This is a genomic window from Streptomyces sp. NPDC048484 (assembly GCF_040651415.1).
In the GTDB taxonomy this organism is placed as follows: Bacteria; Actinomycetota; Actinomycetes; order Streptomycetales; family Streptomycetaceae; genus Streptomyces.
In genome coordinates this window covers 74,275-90,674 of sequence record NZ_JBEZJY010000013.1, presented here as the reverse complement: position 1 = coordinate 90,674, position 16,400 = coordinate 74,275, and the positions used below count along the sequence as shown (strand labels likewise).

Below are 16,400 nucleotides of genomic sequence, written 5' to 3'. Positions count from 1 at the left end.
CATGGGAGCCCAGCTCCGGGTCTACAAGCGTCGCATCAAATCCGTCACCGCGACCAAGAAGATCACCAAGGCGATGGAGATGATCGCCGCCTCGCGTGTCGTCAAGGCGCAGCGCAAGGTACGGGCCTCCGCGCCGTACGCGACCGAGCTCACCCGCGCGGTCACGGCGGTCGGAACCGGTTCGAACACCCAGCACCCGCTGACCACGGAGGCTGAGACGGCGACCCGTTCCGCGGTGCTGCTCCTCACGAGCGACCGCGGACTGGCCGGCGCCTTCAACTCCAACGCCATCAAGGCGGCGGAGAAGCTGACCGCGCGTCTGGTGGCCGAGGGCAAGGAGGTCGACACGTACATCGTCGGCCGCCGTGGTCTCGCCCACTACAACTTCCGTGAGCGCAAGGTCTCGGAATCGTGGTCGGGCTTCACCGACCAGCCCTCGTACGCGGACGCGAAGAACGTCGCCGTTCCGCTGATCGAGGCCATCGAGAAGGAGACGGCGGAGGGCGGCGTGGACGAGATCCACATCGTCTACACCGAGTTCGTCTCGATGATGACGCAGACGGCGGTCGACAGCCGTCTGCTGCCGCTCAGCCTCGACGAGGTGGCGGAGGAGACGTCCAGCAAGGACGAGATTCTTCCGCTGTACGACTTCGAGCCGTCGGCGGAGGACGTCCTGGACGCCCTTCTGCCGCGGTACGTCGAGAGCCGTATCTACAACGCGCTGCTCCAGTCGGCTGCCTCCAAGCATGCCGCCACGCGCCGCGCGATGAAGTCGGCGACCGACAACGCGGGAGACCTGATCACTTCACTCTCCCGATCTGCCAACGCGGCCCGCCAGGCCGAAATCACCCAGGAAATCAGCGAGATCGTCGGTGGCACCGCAGCCCTCGCCGACGCGACCGCGGGGAGTGACAGGTAATGACGACGACAGTTGAGACGGCCGTTGCCACGGGCCGCGTCGCCCGGGTCATCGGCCCGGTCGTCGACGTGGAGTTCCCCGTCGACGCCATGCCGGAGATCTACAACGCCCTTCACGTCGAGGTGGCCGACCCGGCCAACGCCGGCGAGAGGAAGACGCTGACCCTTGAGGTCGCCCAGCACCTGGGTGACGGTCTGGTCCGCACCATCTCCATGCAGCCCACCGACGGTCTGGTCCGCCAGGCCGCGGTGACCGACACGGGCACGGGTATCTCCGTCCCGGTCGGTGACTTCACCAAGGGCAAGGTGTTCAACACCCTCGGCGAGGTGCTGAACTCCGACGAGGCCTACACGGGCGACCGGTGGACCATCCACCGCAAGGCCCCCTCGTTCGACCAGCTCGAGCCGAAGACCGAGATGTTCGAGACGGGTCTGAAGGTCGTCGACCTTCTCACCCCGTACGTCAAGGGCGGCAAGATCGGTCTGTTCGGTGGTGCCGGTGTCGGCAAGACCGTGCTGATCCAGGAAATGATCATGCGTGTCGCCAACCTCCACGAGGGCGTCTCCGTCTTCGCGGGCGTCGGTGAGCGCACCCGTGAGGGCAACGACCTCATCGCGGAGATGGAAGAGAGCGGTGTTCTCGACAAGACCGCTCTTGTCTTCGGCCAGATGGACGAGCCCCCGGGCACCCGTCTGCGCGTGGCCCTGGCCGGTCTGACCATGGCGGAGTACTTCCGCGATGTGCAGAAGCAGGACGTGCTGTTCTTCATCGACAACATCTTCCGCTTCACCCAGGCCGGTTCCGAGGTCTCCACCCTGCTCGGCCGTATGCCGTCCGCGGTGGGTTACCAGCCGACCCTGGCCGACGAGATGGGTCAGCTTCAGGAGCGCATCACCTCGACGCGTGGTCACTCGATCACGTCGATGCAGGCGATCTACGTTCCCGCGGACGACCTGACCGACCCGGCCCCGGCCACCACGTTCGCCCACCTCGACGCGACGACGGTGCTCTCCCGTCCGATCTCCGAGAAGGGCATCTACCCGGCCGTGGACCCGCTGGACTCCACGTCCCGCATCCTGGACCCGCGCTACATCGCGCAGGAGCACTACGACGCCGCCATGCGCGTCAAGACGGTCCTGCAGAAGTACAAGGACCTCCAGGACATCATCGCGATCCTCGGTATCGACGAACTGGGCGAGGAGGACAAGCTCGTCGTCCACCGTGCCCGTCGCGTGGAGCGCTTCCTGTCCCAGAACACCCACGCCGCCAAGCAGTTCACCGGCGTCGACGGGTCGGACGTTCCGCTGGAGGAGTCGATCACGGCCTTCAACGCGATCATCGACGGGGAGTACGACCACTTCCCGGAGCAGGCGTTCTTCATGTGCGGTGGCATCGAGGACCTCAAGGCCAAGGCCAAGGAGCTCGGCGTCTCCTGAACCACGTGTTCCCGGTGAGGGGGCGGGGCCGTGCCTCGCGGGGCGGGCCCTGCCCCCATCACCACGCCCACTAGACTTAGACCCAACACCCGGCAGCGAAGGCCGGGTGGTGACCCGAGGAGCCCACCTTGGCTGCTGAGCTGCATGTCGAGCTCGTCGCCGCGGACCGCAGTGTCTGGTCCGGCGAGGCCACCCTGGTCGTCGCGCGCACCACGTCCGGCGACATCGGCGTCATGCCCGGTCACCAGCCGCTGCTCGGTGTGCTGGAGTCGGGCCCGGTGACCATCCGTACGAGTGATGGTGGAACGGTCGTCGCCGCGGTGCACGGCGGTTTCATCTCTTTCGCGGACAACAAGCTGTCCCTGCTGGCCGAGATCGCCGAGCTGTCGGACGAGATCGATGTCCAGCGTGCGGAGCGAGCGTTCGAGCGCGCGAAGTCGGACGCCGACGCGTCCGCCGAGCGTCGCGCGGACGTCCGACTGCGGGCGGTGTCGGCGCACTGAAACCAGCGCGCCAGAGGAAGTGACTCAGCCGCGGCCAGGACCGGAGCTAATCCGGACCGGGTCGCGGCTGAGGCGATGCGGGTGCTTTTTTCCTTTCCGTTACCTAGGAGACGAGGAGGTCGGTGTCGATGGTCCTCGCTCTGACTTTGGTCGGGTCGGTAGTAGCGCTGGTGGCCCTCGGACTCTTCGTCTTCGGCCTGCGTCGCAGAGTGATCCAGCGCTCGGGCGGCACCTTCGACTGCAGCCTCCGCTGGAACGTCCCGGAGAAGGGCGACACCAGCGGCAAGGGCTGGGGCTACGGCATCGCCCGCTACAACGGCGACCGGATCGAGTGGTTCCGCGTCTTCTCGTACGCCCTGAGGCCGCGCCGCACGCTCGAACGCTCGGCGATCGAGGTGGCCGGCCGTCGCGCTCCCGAGGGCGAGGAGGAACTGGCGCTGCTCTCCGACGCGTTCATCCTCACCTGTGTCCATCGCGGTACGCGCCTGGAGCTGGCGATGAGCGAGGACGCGCTGACGGGGTTTCTCGCGTGGCTCGAAGCGGCGCCACCGGGACAGCGAGTGAACGTGGCGTAACCACGTTCACTCGCTGCGTGGGGTTGTTGCCGCTAGGTGCTAGGTGCTAGCTCAGGCCGTTGCTGATGGAGCTCACCAGCTCACCGTTGCCGGTGTCGCCGCTGAACTCCCAGAAGAACGCGCCGCCCAGGCCCTGGTTCTTGGCCCAGGTCATCTTGGTGCCGATGGTGGCCGGGGTGTCGTAGCTCCACCAGTTGTTGCCGCAGTAGGCGTAGGCCGTGCCGGCGATCGTGCCGGTGGCGGGGCAGGAGCTCTTGAGGACCTTGTAGTCCTCGATACCCGCCTCGTACGTGCCGGGTGCCGCGCCGGTTGCCGAGCCGCCGGGAGCAGCCTGGGTCACGCCGGTCCAGCCGCGACCGTAGAACCCGATGCCGAGCAGCAGTTTCTTCGCGGGTACGCCCTTGCTCTTGAGCTTGGCGATCGCGTCGGCCGAGTTGAACCCGGCCGTCGGGATGCCGCTGTACGAGGTCAGCGGCGAGTGCGGGGCGGTCGGACCGTCCGCGTCGAAGGCGCCGAAGTAGTCGTACGTCATCACGTTGTACCAGTCGAGGTTCGCGGAGGCGCCGCCGTAGTCGGCAGCGTCGATCTTGCCACCGGAGGAGCCGTCCGCCGTGATGGCCGCGGTGACCAGGTAGCTGGAGCCGAACTCGTTGCGCAGCGCCTGGGTCAGGTTCTTGAAGGAGCTGAAGCCGGACGTGTCGCAGCTCAGGCCGCAGGCGTTCGGGTACTCCCAGTCGATGTCGATGCCGTCGAAGACGTCGGCCCAGCGCGGGTCCTCGACGAGGGCCTTGCAGGAGGCGGCGAAGGCGGCCGGGTTGGCGGCGGCCTCACCGAAGCCGCCGGAGTAGGTCCACCCGCCGAACGACCACAGCACCTTGATGTTCGGGTACTTGGCCTTCAGCTGGCGCAGCTGGTTGAAGTTGCCGCGCAGCGGCTGGTCCCAGGTGTCGGCGGTGCCGCTGACGGACTGGTCGGCGGTGTACGCCTTGTCGGTGGCCGCGTAGGCGTCGTCGAGGGTGCACTTGCCGCCCTTGACGTTGCCGAACGCGTAGTTGATGTGCGTGATCTTCGACGCGGAGCCGGAGCTGACCAGGTTCTTCACGTGGTAGTTGCGGCCGTAGACGCCCCACTCGGTGAAGTATCCGAGCTTGACCTTGTCGCCGGTGGGCGGGTCGGTGGTGCCGCCGGTGGTGTGCACGGCGGTCGCGCCGCTCACCGGCCCCGTCTGGTCGGCGGTGTCACGGGCCTGGACGGTGTACGAGTAGTCGGTGCCGGCGGTCAGACCGGTGTTCGTGTACGAGGTGCCGGTGACCGTGGTGACCTTGGCGCCGTCGCGCAGGACGTCGTAGTTCTTGACGCCCTTGTCGTCGGTGGCCGCGCTCCAGGCGAGCTTCACCGAGGTGTTGGTGATGCCGGAGGCGGTCGGCTTGCCCGGTGCGGAGGGCGGGTTGTCGCCGGGGACCGTGGGCCCGCCGTCACAGCTGCCGCCGTTGAGCTTGCAGTTGGCGGGGGAGCCGGAGCCCGCCCCGTTGAAGCCGAAGGAGAGGGAGGCGCCCGGTGCGAGGGTGCCGTTCCAGGACTTGTTCTTGGCGGTCCAGTGGGTGCCGGAGCTGGTGACGTCGGCGTCCCAGGCGGAGGTGACCGAGGTGCCCGAGGGGAAGTCCCACTCGACGGTCCAGGCGCTGATGGCCGTGGTGCCGGTGTTCTTGACGGTCCACTTGCCTTCGAAGCCGGTGCCCCAGTCCTGGGTCTTGGCGTAGGTGGCGGTCGCCGACGTGGCGGCGGAGGCGGGGCTCGCGAGCCCGACCAGCGCGGCGAACGGCAGCAGCAGGGTGGTGAGCCCCGCCACGGCCCTGTGTCCGAATCTGTGCCCGAGGCGTCTGTGTCCGAGGCGCATCCGCGTCTCCTAGGGGGAGTTTTGTGAGGTGCGCAGGACAATAGAAAGGTCTGGACCATAGGTCAATAGGTCCAGACCACTGTGGGGCCGCGGTGCGACTACTTGTTACACGCCCAACTCCTGCGCCAGGACAGCCGCCTGGACCCGGCTGCGCAGCTCCAGCTTGCCCAGGAGGCGGCTGACGTGCGTCTTCACGGTGGCCTCCGCCATGTCGAGACGTACCCCGATCTCCGCGTTGGGCAGACCCTCGCCGAGGCAGAAGAGGACCTCCCGTTCCCGCGGGGTCAGCGCGTCGAGGACCGACGGGTCGGTCCGCGGCCCGCGTACGGGCTTCGCGGCGAACTCGGCGATCAGACGCCGGGTGACCGCGGGCGAGATGAGGCCCTCACCGCCCGCCACCGTGCGGACCGCGTCGAGGAGTTGTCGGGCCTCGGTGTTCTTCAGCAGGAAGCCGGCGGCGCCCGCGCGCAGCGCGCCGAACACGTACTCGTCGAGGTCGAAGGTGGTCAGTACGAGGACGTCGGCGAGGCCCTCGTCGACGACCTGGCGGGTGGCGGAGACGCCGTCCAGGCGGGGCATCTGGACGTCCATGAGGACGAGGTCGGGCCGCAGCTCCCTGGCCAGGGCCACCGCCTGCTCGCCGTCCGCGGCCTCGCCGACCACCTCGATGTCGGGGGCGCTGCGCAGGATGAGGACGAGACCGGCGCGTACGGCGGACTGGTCCTCGGCGACGAGCACACGGATCATTCGGCTTCTCCTTCGGTGAGCGGGAAAGTGGCGAGGACCGTCCAGATCCTGCCGTCCGCCGGGTCTGCGGCTCCGGCCTTGGGCGCGGCTCCGGGTGCGGCCTCGGGGCCGGCCTCGGGTACGGCTCCGGGGCCGGGTCCGGCCTCGAACGTGCCCTGGAGCAGGGCGACCCGCTCACGCATCCCGATCAGGCCCGCGCCCGAACCGGGGGCGCGCGGGCCGTCGTCCCGGTCGCCGCCGAACGGGCTGGTCACGCACATGTCCAGAGCGTGGTCGCGCTGGACGAGCGAGACGGTGACCCGACCGGGGGAGGCGTGCTTGAGGGCGTTGGTCAGCGATTCCTGCACGATGCGGTAGGCCGCCAGTTCGACCGGGGCCGGAAGCGCCGTGTGCGTGCGGTCGAGGCCGACGTGGAGGCCGTTGGCGCGGGCGTGGTCCACGAGCGCGTCGAGTCCGTCCAGGGTGGGCGCGGCGGCCGGCTCGGTGTCACCGCTGCTGTCGCGCAGAATGCCGATGAGGCGGCGCATCTCGGCGAGCCCCTCGACACTGTTCTCGCGGATGACACCGAGGGCCTCCTTCGAGGTGTCCGGGTCGTCGAGGGAGAGCGCGGCCGTGGAGTGGATGGCGATCGCCGACAGGTTGTTGGCCACCATGTCGTGCAACTCCCGGGCCATCCGGGCGCGTTCGGCCGCGACGGCCTGGGTACGGTCGATCTCGGCGAGCAGGGCGGTCTGCTCGGCGCGCAGGCGGGCGGCCTCGGCGGCGTCGCGATGGTTGCGGACGACCCAGCCGGTGGCGCCGGGTGTGAACGCCACGACGCCGATGACCACGCCGATCAGCAGCGCCTCAGGTTTTTGCCAGACCGCGAGGGGCACCACCGCGCCGAGCACGGTGAGCAGCCCGCTGATCCACAGGACACGGCGGGCCGTGGCGGGCGGCCCGTACAGCACGGCCGCGTACACCAGGTCCGTGAACATCACGAGGGTCACCAGGTTGCCCTGCGTGATGGTGTCGAGGGTCAGGGTGGCGACGCCGATCAACAGGCCGGTGCGCGGGCGGGTCCGCCGCAGCAGCTCGCAGCCCGCCATCACGGCGAGCAGCAGCACGACCGGCCAGCGGCCCGACCAGAGCACGATCGGGTCGGTGGCCGGACGGGCGCCGAGGCCGGCGCCCCACAGGAGGAGTCCGCCGAGCAGTCCCGCCAACGCGATGCGCACGTCGTCGCGGTGCGGGCGCGGGAGTCGTACGGGCATGACTCCATCCAACACGCAGTGCCTGCCCACCGCCTGATCCTGGGGAACGGTCCGCGAGTACATCGAAGGATGCAGAAGGACGCGGGAGGACTTCATCACCGCCGACGACGATCGGCGGCTTCGCCCACGGGAGCCTGGAAGGGTGACCGAGAGGAGCGAGCCGTGATCGTCACGCTGATCGTCGTCTGCGAGGTCGGCTTCTGGGTGCTGCTGGCCGCGGGGCTGACCTTCCGCTATCTGTTGAAGATGCGCCGTACAGGGCTGGCGCTGTTGCTGTGCGAGCCCCTGCTGGAAGTCGTCCTGCTGGTGGTCACCGCGCTGGACCTGAAGAACGGCGCCGAGCCGAGCTGGATGCACGGGCTGGCCGCGCTGTACGTCGGGTACACCGTCGGGCACGGGCATCGGACGGTGACGTGGCTCGACGGTCATGCGGCCCACCGTCTCGCGGGTGGTCCGCGGCCTGCTGGTGCGCCCAGGTACGGAATGGCTCGGGCGCGGCACGAGGGGGCGGTGTGGCTCGGCACGGTCACGGCGGCGGCCGTCGCGACCGTTCTGCTCCAGATCGCGATCTGGTACGTCGATGATCCCGGCCGTGTCTCCTCACTGGAGAACTGGCGGTACGTGGCGTGGCGGGCGGCCGGGATTCATGGGGTGATCGCGTTGACATATCTCGTGTGGCCCAAGAAGTCGCCTGCGGCGGGCCTGACGAAGCGGTGATTGGCGTGGAGTGCGGGTGCGGGTGAGTGGGGGCTGGTCGCGCAGTTCCCCGCGCCCCTAAACCCGCTCGCCGCCCGGGACCCAGAGAACATCCCCGACCTCCTTGTTGGCTGTCCTGGCCAGGATGAACAGGAGGTCCGACAGGCGGTTGAGGTAGGTCGCCGTGAGGGGGTTCATCAGCTCTCCGTGGGACTCCAGGGCCGCCCACGTAGAGCGCTCCGCCCGGCGGACCACCGTGCAGGCCTGGTGGAGGAGGGCCGCGCCGGGGGTGCCGCCGGGGAGGATGAAGGAGCGGAGCTTCTCCAACTGCTCGTTGAAGCGGTCGCAGTCCGCCTCCAGCTTGTCGATGTAGAACTGCTCGACGCGCAGGGGCGGGAACTCGGGGTTCTCGACGACCGGCGTGGAGAGGTCCGCACCCACGTCGAACAGGTCGTTCTGGACGCGGGAGAGGACCTTCACGATCTCCTCGTCGAGGTTGCCGAGGACGATCGCCGTGCCGAGGGCCGCGTTCGCCTCGTTGGCGTCGGCGTACGCCGAGATCCGCAGATCGGTTTTGGCGGTCCTGCTCATGTCGCCGAGGGCCGTGGTGCCCTGGTCGCCGGTCCTGGTGTAGATGCGCGTCAGATTGACCATGCGGACAGCGTAGTTATGCTCCGGCCGTTCGGAACACGCGTGTGCCCACTGTCACGGCGAGCCCCGCGAGGCCGACGGCCACCAGGACGCCGTACCCCATGGAGGCGGTGGCGTACGAGCCGACGTACGCGTCCCGCATCGCGTCCACCTTGCTTCCGGGCAGGGTGCCCGGTCCTTGAGGGCCGGTTAGGGCCGCGGCGAATGCCCGTTCCCGCGTAGCGGGGCGGAGGTAGCCGAATCGCCGTCAGGGCGATTCGGTGTCCTGCCCGGCTCGGCGGCGCGTCGCACGATGGCGATCAGCCAGGAGTTCAGGGAGCGGTCGTCAGTCGCAGCAGCGGCGACAGCCATGGCGTGTACGTCGTCCGGGAGGCGCAGGTTCACATGCTTCGTCATGGGACCATTCTGGCATCGGACCCAAGATGCAGCTATGATGGGACCATGAGTCGTTTCCGGATGTACCCGACGCGTGAGCAGGAGCAGCAGATGCTGTCGCACTGCGCGCACGCCCGGTTCGTCTGGAACCTGGCTGTCGAGCAGCACTCGCACTGGCGCAGGGGCCGCAAGTCCGCGCCCGGGTTCGCCGAGCAGTGCCGCCAGCTCACCGAGGCCCGGCGTGAGAATGAATGGCTCGGCTCCGGGAACGCCGATGTGCAGCAGCAGGCGCTGAAGGATTTCGCCAGGGCCAAGGCCGCGAAGTTCACGTCCGGGTTCGGTGAGCCGACCTGGCGGAAGAAGTTCCGGCACGAGGGCTTCAGGGTCATCGGCACCGACCGCGTGCCCGAGCACAACGGCGACGGCTCACCGAAACTGAACACGAAGACCGGCAGGCAGATCATGGGCCGCTCGGTCGGGGTGCAGAAACTCAACCGTCGATGGGCGCAGGTCAAGGTGCCCGGTTGCGGCTGGGTGCGCTTCCGCCTCACCCGCGCCGGGCTACCGGAAGCGAAGACCTTCCGCGTCACCTTCCGCAACGGGCAGTGGCACATCGCGTTCGCCGTCATCCCCGACCCGGTCACCGCGCCCGGCACGGGCGAGGTCATCGGTATCGACCGGGGCGTGACGATCACCGCAGCCCTGTCCGACGGCCGGAAGCTGAACTGCCCGCAGCTCACGGTCAAGGAACGCGCCCAGATCCGCAAGCACCAACGGCGCGCCGCCCGCGCTCCCAGGGGCAGCGAAGCCAAGGCGGCCGAGCACGCCAGGGTCGCCCGGCTCAGGGCCCACGAGGCCAACCAGCGCAAGGACTGGTGTGAGAAGACCTCGACCATGCTCGCCAGGTCGTACGACCTAATGCGGTTCGAAAAGCTGAACATCAAGAACATGACCCGCTCCGCGAAAGGAACGATCGAGGAGCCGGGCAGGCGGGTAGCGCAGAAGTCCGGACTGAACCGGGCGATCCTCGCCCAGGGCTGGGGTCTCCTGCGTCAGCGCACCGAGCACAAGGCGCCCGGCCGGATCGAAGATGTCCCCGCGCCCTACACGAGTCTTCGGTGCAGCGCCTGCGGATGGATCGACAAGAACTCGCGCAAGAGCCAAGCCGAGTTCGAGTGCTCCTCCTGCGGCTTCACCTGCAACGCGGACACCAACGCAAGCATCAACGTCGCGGCAGGACAGGGCGGGATTCCCCGCCCCCGGCGCTCAGCCGGTGCCGGAGGGACGACACCGCCCACACAGCGGTCGAGTGTCCGTGAACCTCAGCCCAATTGGGTTGGAATCCCCCTCTTCTAAGAGGGGGAGGATGTCAACAGATAGCGCAGCGGCATCACGTGCGAGAGGGCGTCCAGCCAGCCAGGCGCCAGTGACATGGGCAGCATGAGGCCGGACAGCAGCATGGACGGCATGGTCGTGGCGTTGACCGTCGGGCCGAACGCGTGGGGCGAACCGGTCCGCATGGCCAGCGCGTACGACAGCGAGGCCAGGAACACGGTCAGCAGCGCGATGAAAGCGCGACGAACCCGAAGCCGATCAGGATGCCGGCCACGGGTGCGCGCAGGCCCATCACCACGGCGGCCAGGACCAGCAGGACCGCCTGGAGGACGAAGACCGCCGTGTCGCGCAGCACCCGGCCGAGCAGGAACGCGAGCCGGCTGACCGAGGTGACGCGCATCCGCTCCACGACCACCTGGAGGCGACCCTGCGCGAGGAGACGCGGGCGGCCCCGGACGATCCGATGCCGGGTCTGATGGCGGGCCAGATCGGCTGGCTCCACCAGACCGTCATGAGCACCGTCTCCCGCGAGATGGTCGCCGGCCGCGATCCGGCCACGGTCTCCCGCGAGGTGCTGACGCTTCTGGACGGCATGGAGGACCTGCTGAGCGAGAAGGTCCTCAACTACGCCGTACGGGCGGCGGAATGAGCCGCCCGGTGTGATGTCCGCCAGATGAGACGTGACGCGCATTACTTACCGGTCACATGGCACCTCACGAGCGCTAGGGTCCGCCGGAGAGGCACTCCTGGCAACCCCAGGGGACGCGGAGAAGAAGCAGGGGAGTCGGACAGTGGCACGGAAGCTCGCCGTCATCGGAGCCGGACTCATGGGGTCCGGCATCGCCCAGGTCGCCGCGCAGGCCGGCTGGGACGTCGTCCTGCGGGATGTCACCGACGAGGCGCTGACCCGTGGCACCGACGGCATCAAGGCCTCGTACGACAAGTTCGTGAGCAAGGGCAAGCTGGACGCCGCCGCGGCCGAACAGGCGTTGGGCCGCATCACCACGACCACCGACCTGGACGCGGTCGCCGATGTGGACATCGTCGTCGAGGCCGTCTTCGAGAATCTGGAAGTCAAGCACGAGATCTTCCGGACGCTCGACCGGCTGGTGAAGGACGAGACCGTACTCGCCTCCAACACCTCCGCCATCCCGATCACCAAGATCGCGGCGGCCACCGGCCGTCCGGAGCGGGTCGTCGGAGTCCACTTCTTCTCGCCGGTCCCGATGATGCAGCTCTGCGAGCTCGTCCGCGGCTACAAGACGACCGACGAAACGCTCGGACGCGCGCGGGAGTTCGCCGAGTCGGTCGGCAAGACCTGCATCGTCGTCAACCGTGACGTGGCCGGCTTCGTGACCACCCGGCTCATCTCGGCGCTCGTCGTCGAGGCGGCCAAGCTGTACGAGTCGGGCGTGGCCACCGCCGAGGACATCGACCTCGCCTGCAAGCTGGGCTTCGGTCACGCCATGGGGCCCCTCGCCACCGCCGACCTCACGGGCGTCGACATCCTTCTGCACGCGACCGGCAACATCTACACCGAGTCCCAGGACGAGAAGTTCGCCCCGCCGGAGCTGATGCGCCGGATGGTTGACGCCGGTGACATCGGACGCAAGAGCGGGCAGGGCTTCTACACGTACTGATACACGTACTGATGCGCGTACCGACTCTGTGGTGATCATCAGCCTGTCACGCTGTCACTCATCCGGGTTGGTTTCGGTATCGGTTCGCTCACGGAGGGCAACTTCTGCCCCGGTACGGCAGTCAGTCCCGGCACAGGGCACGACGAAAGACGCTGAGCACGAAGACGCTGAGTACGAACACGCACTCTCGGGGAGCGCATATGCACATCAGGGGCGACCACGCCGAGCTGGTCGTCGGGGGCCGCCTCGACGTCCGCAGCGCGGCGGACGCCCGTACGGTCCTGCACTCGGCCATCGACGACGGCGTCGGCGACCTGGTGCTCGACCTGTCAGAGCTGGACTCCTGGGATGCCACCGGGCTCGGTGTCATCATGGGGGCCCACCGGCGGGCGGGGCGGTGCGGTCGAACGCTTGTGCTACGCGATGTCCCGCCACAGATGCAACGCCTGCTGGTGGCCACCCGGCTGCACCGCATCCTGGCCATCGAGGGCGGTATCGGGGTCGAATCGCTGCCCCGGGTGTGACGTCCGGGTGCAGCGCGCAACGCCCCAGGTGTCATTTCCGCCTCCCCCGTACGCGGCCCCGCGTCACGGCCGCAAACGGCGAAGATCGGATGAGGGGGCGGAGTACGAAACCCGTACCTCACGAACAATCCTCACGAAGCTGTGACGTCTCGGACGGCGCGGTACCCCGTGTGTTCGTAGATACTGTGCGAAGGTTTAGGGTTCGGCTGCCCGCGTGTTGGAGGAACCCGTGAGTGGGCACCGGACCAGAAGCGACAGCGCAGTGTGCGGCAGGCCGGGAGGGGCTCGGCACACGACGCTTTTGGGGGGCTTGGACCTATGGACCAGACAAACCGGGGACCCGAAGAGTTCGGCCACGACGACGGCTCGGCGGCGCGACAGCGTCCGCCGCGCGATCCTTTGACGCACGGGCTGGGGCACGGAGGCGCCCAGCACACGCCCACGCCGGCCCGCACCGTACAGCTCGTCGCGGGCGACCATCTGCTCACCGTCAATCCCGTCGACGGCAGCGAGATCGAGCTGTGCCCGCCGGGCGAGCGACCGCCGCGGCCCACGAAGTTCGACGCGGCCGAGCGGACCGAGCTGGCCCGCGCCGCACGGCCTCCCGTACCACCGGGGGCCCCGCAGCGCAGACTGCCGCTCCTGGAGCGTCAGGAGGAGCGTGAGCGGCTTGTACGCCTGCTCGCGCGCGGACGCTCCGTACGGCTCACCGGGCCCTCGGGCTCGGGCCGCACCGTGCTCCTGGACGCCGTCGCCGACGACTGCGCGGACCTCGCGCCCGACGGCGTGGTCCGCCTCAGCGGCCACCGCCGTACGGCGGACGATCTGCTGCACGACCTCTTCGCCGCCGTCCACAACGCTCCGCTGCACCGGCCGGAACAGGACGACCTGCTCGCACTCGTCCACGACATCGGCGCGGTCGTCGTCCTGGACGACGTGGAGTTCGGCGGCAGCGCACTCGACGACCTGCTCGAAGCCACACCCGAGTGCGCCTTCCTGATCTCCGCCACGCCCGACATCGCCGCGCCGTCCGCCGACTCGCTCCTCGAAGAGGTCTTCCTCGGCGGTCTCGGCCGCGGCGGCGGTCTCGAACTGCTGGAGCGCGCCGTCGGCCGCGTCCTGACCGAGGACGAGGCCAACTGGGCGGCCGATCTCTGGTTCGAGTCCGAGGGACTCCCGCTGCGCTTCGTGCAGGCCGGCGCCCTGCTGCGGCAGCGCGACCAGCTGCGAGCCGACCCGGACGCCTTCGACGAGTTCGGCCAGTACACCGGCCATCACTCCGGCCATCACTCCGGCCACTATGACGCCGCGCCGGTGGGCGCGCCGTCCGACGCCGAGGGCGGCCACGAGGTGCCGCTGCCCTCGCTCGCCGAGGGCGCCGCGCCCGCCGCGCTGCTCGCCTCCCGGCTCAGCGAGTCGGCCCGCGCCACACTGCGCTTCGCCGTCGCGCTGGGCGGAGAGGTGCCGCACCAGGCGCATCTGCCCGCCCTCGCGGGACACACCCACGCGGACGCCGCACTCGCGGAGCTCGTCGGCTGCGCGCTCGTGACCCCGGTCGGATCGCACTACCGGCTCGCGGCCGGCGTGCGGACCCAGCTGGAGGCCGTCGGGTACGCGTCCGACGCCGAGGGGACGGCCGACGCCGCCGCCCGGCACTACACCTGGTGGGCCGGGCATCCCTCCGTCACCCCGGAGCGGGTCTGTGCCGAGGCGGACGCCGTGCTCGCGGCGCTGGCCGCCCTGGTGCCGCTGACCGTGCCGCCCGCCGGGGACGAGGAGACCGCCACCGCGGTGGAGCTGGCCCGGGCGGCCGCGCCCGCGTTCGCCGCCGGACTGAACTGGAGCGCCTGGGAGCGCGCGCTGCGCTCCGGAACCGAGTCCGCCCGGCTCGCCGGCGAGGTCGCGGACCAGGCCTACTTCCACCACGAGCTGGGCGTCCTCGCGCTCTGCGGCGGGCAGCTCGACCGGGCCCGCGCCGAACTGGAGGCGTCCATCGGCCTGCGCGGCGCCCTCGCCGACAAGCGCGGCACCGTCGCGGGCCGGCGCGCCCTCGCCCTGGTCGCGGACCGCTCGGGCGCTCCCGGGCTCTCGGTTTCGCTTGAGCCGGGGGGACCAGGGGGCTTCTCGACACCGCCCGCGGGTCTGGGTTCGACGGCGGGCGAGGAGGTGCCCGACGCGCGGTCCGAGGAGTCTGCGTCACCGCCCGGCGGCGTACCGGCCGCGTACCTGCCGGTGCCTACGCTGCAGGCGCCGGGCGAGCCCGCCACCCTGATCACGCATCAGTCCGGGCCCGCCTCCTCGGCGAAGCCCGGCAAGGTCAAGGGCCTGGTCAGTGGCACCCGGCGCAATCTGGTGGCTGCCGGAGCGGGCGCTCTGCTCGCCGCCGTGCTCGGCACGGTGGTGACACTCGGCGCGACCTCCAACCCCGACGACAAGACCCCGTCGGAGAAGGTCGGCGTCGGCCCGTCGGCCAGCGCGGGCGACGACGGCAGCGGGCTCGGCGCGGACCGGCCGAAGAAGGGCAGCAGCGACGCGGACTCGACGGCCGGGCCGACCGGCCCGGGCCAGGACGGTGTCCCCGGAACCGCGGACGACCCGGCACCGACCTCGACCGGCGAGCCGTCGGACGACCCGAGCGGCTCGAAGGAACCGAGCCCGACCAAGTCCACGAGCAAGCCGCCGCCCTCCTCCTCCAAGCCGCCGACCTCGCCGAAGCCGCCGGACAGCCCGACTCCGACTCCGACGCCGACTCCGACACCGACCGGGCCCACCGGGGAACCCAGCAGTCCGGCGCCGTCCACACCGCAGAACTCCAACTCGGCCAGCGGTCCCGCGTCCAGCCCCGCCGAGAGCAGCAGCTCCGCGGGCAGCAGCGCACCGGGGTCGCCCTCGGTGATCTGAGGCGCGACGCGGACAACCGCGTGCGGACAACCGCGTACGGCATGACGGTGGGCCGGGTCCGCAGAGGACCCGGCCCACCGTCATGCCGTACGGGACTTGCCGTACCAGGTGCTTCCGCTGTCGTCAGAACAGCCGCAGCTTGTCGTCCTCGATGCCCCGCAGCGCGTTGTAGTCGAGGACCGTGCAGCCGATGCCCCGGTCCGTGGCGAGGACGCGCGCCTGGGGCTTGATCTCCTGGGCCGCGAAGACGCCGCGGACCGGCGCGAGGTGCGGGTCTCGGTTCAACAGGTCCAGGTAGCGCGTCAGTTGCTCCACGCCGTCGATCTCGCCGCGCCGCTTGATCTCCACGGCGACGGTCCCGCCGTCCGCGTCGCGGCAGAGGATGTCGACCGGGCCGATGGCCGTCATGTACTCGCGGCGGATCAGCGAGTAGCCCTCGCCGAGAGTCTCGATACGGTCGGCGAGAAGCTCCTGGAGGTGCGCCTCCACACCGTCCTTGATCAGGCCGGGGTCGACACCGAGCTCGTGCGACGAGTCGTGGAGGACCTCCTCCATCGTGATGATGAGCTTCTCGCCGGCCTTGTTGATGACGGTCCAGACGCCGCTGTCGTCACCCGAGCCCTCCTTCAGGGTGCAGGGCGGCGACATCCAGTTGAGGGGCTTGTAGGCCCGGTCGTCCGCATGGATCGAGACACTCCCGTCCGCCTTCACGAGGATGAGGCGGGGAGCCGACGGGAGATGGGCGGTGAGCCGGCCCGCGTAGTCGACGGAGCAGCGGGCAATGACGAGACGCATGGTCGGCAACGCTACTCGACCGGTACGGGTCGGCGCGATCCGCCCGGAGGGCTCGTTGACGGGAGCTGGTTCCGTCGTCCCTGTTTCCCCGGATAAGCCCTGTTCGGAAGTGGCTGGTTGTGTGCACGTTGAGTCTTCCCGGCGTGGGCAATG

At 69.6% G+C, this 16,400-nt stretch carries 15 protein-coding genes and 3 pseudogenes; 10 read left to right on the top strand and 8 right to left on the bottom strand.

The window, feature by feature from the left end:
• Position 1 precedes the first annotated feature (1 nt).
• The 4 genes from AB0D14_RS15375 (at position 2) to AB0D14_RS15360 (ending at position 3,433) form a co-directional block, all read left to right on the top strand.
• Positions 2-919, top strand: coding sequence for a F0F1 ATP synthase subunit gamma (locus AB0D14_RS15375; RefSeq protein ID WP_362778743.1), 918 nt, complete (start codon positions 2-4; stop codon positions 917-919).
• Positions 919-2,355, top strand: coding sequence for a F0F1 ATP synthase subunit beta (gene atpD / locus AB0D14_RS15370; RefSeq protein WP_362778741.1), 1,437 nt, complete (start codon positions 919-921; stop codon positions 2,353-2,355). Before AB0D14_RS15375 ends, atpD begins: the two co-directional genes overlap by 1 nt.
• 128 nt (positions 2,356-2,483) lie before the next feature.
• Positions 2,484-2,858: a F0F1 ATP synthase subunit epsilon gene (locus tag AB0D14_RS15365; RefSeq protein WP_107021294.1), complete on the top strand. Its 375-nt coding sequence runs from the start codon at positions 2,484-2,486 to the stop codon at positions 2,856-2,858.
• Positions 2,859-2,986: 128 nt separating this feature from the next.
• Positions 2,987-3,433 carry a DUF2550 domain-containing protein gene (locus AB0D14_RS15360; RefSeq protein WP_362778738.1) on the top strand — a complete coding sequence of 149 codons (447 nt, stop codon included), beginning with the start codon at positions 2,987-2,989 and terminating at the stop codon, positions 3,431-3,433.
• A 46-nt stretch (positions 3,434-3,479) separates the two neighbouring features.
• Here the strand turns inward: AB0D14_RS15360 and AB0D14_RS15355 are convergent, their stop codons facing one another.
• The 3 genes from AB0D14_RS15355 to AB0D14_RS15345 form a co-directional block, all read right to left on the bottom strand.
• Complete coding sequence (locus tag AB0D14_RS15355; RefSeq protein WP_362778735.1) at positions 3,480-5,330, bottom strand: glycoside hydrolase family 18 chitinase; 1,851 nt, start codon at positions 5,328-5,330, stop codon at positions 3,480-3,482.
• A 105-nt stretch (positions 5,331-5,435) separates the two neighbouring features.
• On the bottom strand, positions 5,436-6,077 hold the full coding sequence (locus tag AB0D14_RS15350) for a response regulator transcription factor (RefSeq protein ID WP_362778732.1): 642 nt from the start codon (positions 6,075-6,077) through the stop codon (positions 5,436-5,438).
• Positions 6,074-7,330 carry a histidine kinase gene (locus AB0D14_RS15345; RefSeq protein WP_362778730.1) on the bottom strand — a complete coding sequence of 419 codons (1,257 nt, stop codon included), beginning with the start codon at positions 7,328-7,330 and terminating at the stop codon, positions 6,074-6,076. Before AB0D14_RS15345 ends, AB0D14_RS15350 begins: the two co-directional genes overlap by 4 nt.
• Before the next feature lie 162 nt (positions 7,331-7,492).
• Between AB0D14_RS15345 and AB0D14_RS15340 the strand changes: the two genes are divergently transcribed.
• Positions 7,493-8,047 (top strand): hypothetical protein, encoded by a 555-nt coding sequence (locus tag AB0D14_RS15340; RefSeq protein WP_362778728.1) that lies wholly within the window; start codon positions 7,493-7,495, stop codon positions 8,045-8,047.
• Positions 8,048-8,104: 57 nt separating this feature from the next.
• Here AB0D14_RS15340 and AB0D14_RS15335 read toward each other — a convergent pair whose 3' ends face one another.
• The 3 genes and pseudogenes from AB0D14_RS15335 to AB0D14_RS15325 form a co-directional block, all read right to left on the bottom strand.
• A complete protein-coding gene (locus AB0D14_RS15335; RefSeq protein WP_362778727.1) occupies positions 8,105-8,680 on the bottom strand; it encodes a cob(I)yrinic acid a,c-diamide adenosyltransferase in 576 nt (191 codons plus the stop codon).
• A gap of 13 nt (positions 8,681-8,693) precedes the next feature.
• A pseudogene (locus AB0D14_RS15330) lies at positions 8,694-8,828 on the bottom strand (ABC transporter permease); the annotation flags it as partial.
• A 38-nt stretch (positions 8,829-8,866) separates the two neighbouring features.
• The gene (locus tag AB0D14_RS15325; RefSeq protein ID WP_362778724.1) at positions 8,867-9,073 is read right to left on the bottom strand and encodes a toxin-antitoxin system HicB family antitoxin; all 207 of its coding nucleotides are present in this window, start codon (positions 9,071-9,073) and stop codon (positions 8,867-8,869) included.
• Positions 9,074-9,118: 45 nt separating this feature from the next.
• Here AB0D14_RS15325 and AB0D14_RS15320 point away from each other — a divergent pair, with 45 nt between their 5' ends.
• Positions 9,119-10,408, top strand: a complete 1,290-nt coding sequence (locus tag AB0D14_RS15320) for a transposase (protein WP_362778721.1) — start codon at positions 9,119-9,121, stop codon at positions 10,406-10,408.
• Between the two features lie 8 nt (positions 10,409-10,416).
• Here AB0D14_RS15320 and AB0D14_RS15315 read toward each other — a convergent pair.
• Positions 10,417-10,805, bottom strand: a pseudogene (locus tag AB0D14_RS15315) (ABC transporter permease); the annotation flags it as partial.
• Here AB0D14_RS15315 and AB0D14_RS15310 point away from each other — a divergent pair.
• The 4 genes and pseudogenes from AB0D14_RS15310 to AB0D14_RS15295 all read left to right on the top strand — a co-directional run.
• A pseudogene (locus tag AB0D14_RS15310) lies at positions 10,797-11,036 on the top strand (TetR/AcrR family transcriptional regulator); the annotation flags it as partial. The pseudogenes AB0D14_RS15315 and AB0D14_RS15310 sit on opposite strands and share 9 nt — an antisense overlap.
• A gap of 142 nt (positions 11,037-11,178) precedes the next feature.
• Positions 11,179-12,027, top strand: coding sequence for a 3-hydroxyacyl-CoA dehydrogenase family protein (locus AB0D14_RS15305; protein ID WP_362778719.1), 849 nt, complete (start codon positions 11,179-11,181; stop codon positions 12,025-12,027).
• A 200-nt stretch (positions 12,028-12,227) separates the two neighbouring features.
• The gene (locus AB0D14_RS15300) at positions 12,228-12,551 is read left to right on the top strand and encodes an STAS domain-containing protein (RefSeq protein ID WP_362778716.1); all 324 of its coding nucleotides are present in this window, start codon (positions 12,228-12,230) and stop codon (positions 12,549-12,551) included.
• Positions 12,552-12,869: 318 nt separating this feature from the next.
• Positions 12,870-15,452 (top strand): ATP-binding protein, encoded by a 2,583-nt coding sequence (locus AB0D14_RS15295; protein ID WP_362778714.1) that lies wholly within the window; start codon positions 12,870-12,872, stop codon positions 15,450-15,452.
• Between the two features lie 123 nt (positions 15,453-15,575).
• Here the strand turns inward: AB0D14_RS15295 and nucS are convergent, their stop codons facing one another.
• On the bottom strand, positions 15,576-16,247 hold the full coding sequence (gene nucS, locus AB0D14_RS15290) for an endonuclease NucS (protein WP_362778712.1): 672 nt from the start codon (positions 16,245-16,247) through the stop codon (positions 15,576-15,578).
• Between the last annotated feature and the right edge of the window lie 153 nt (positions 16,248-16,400).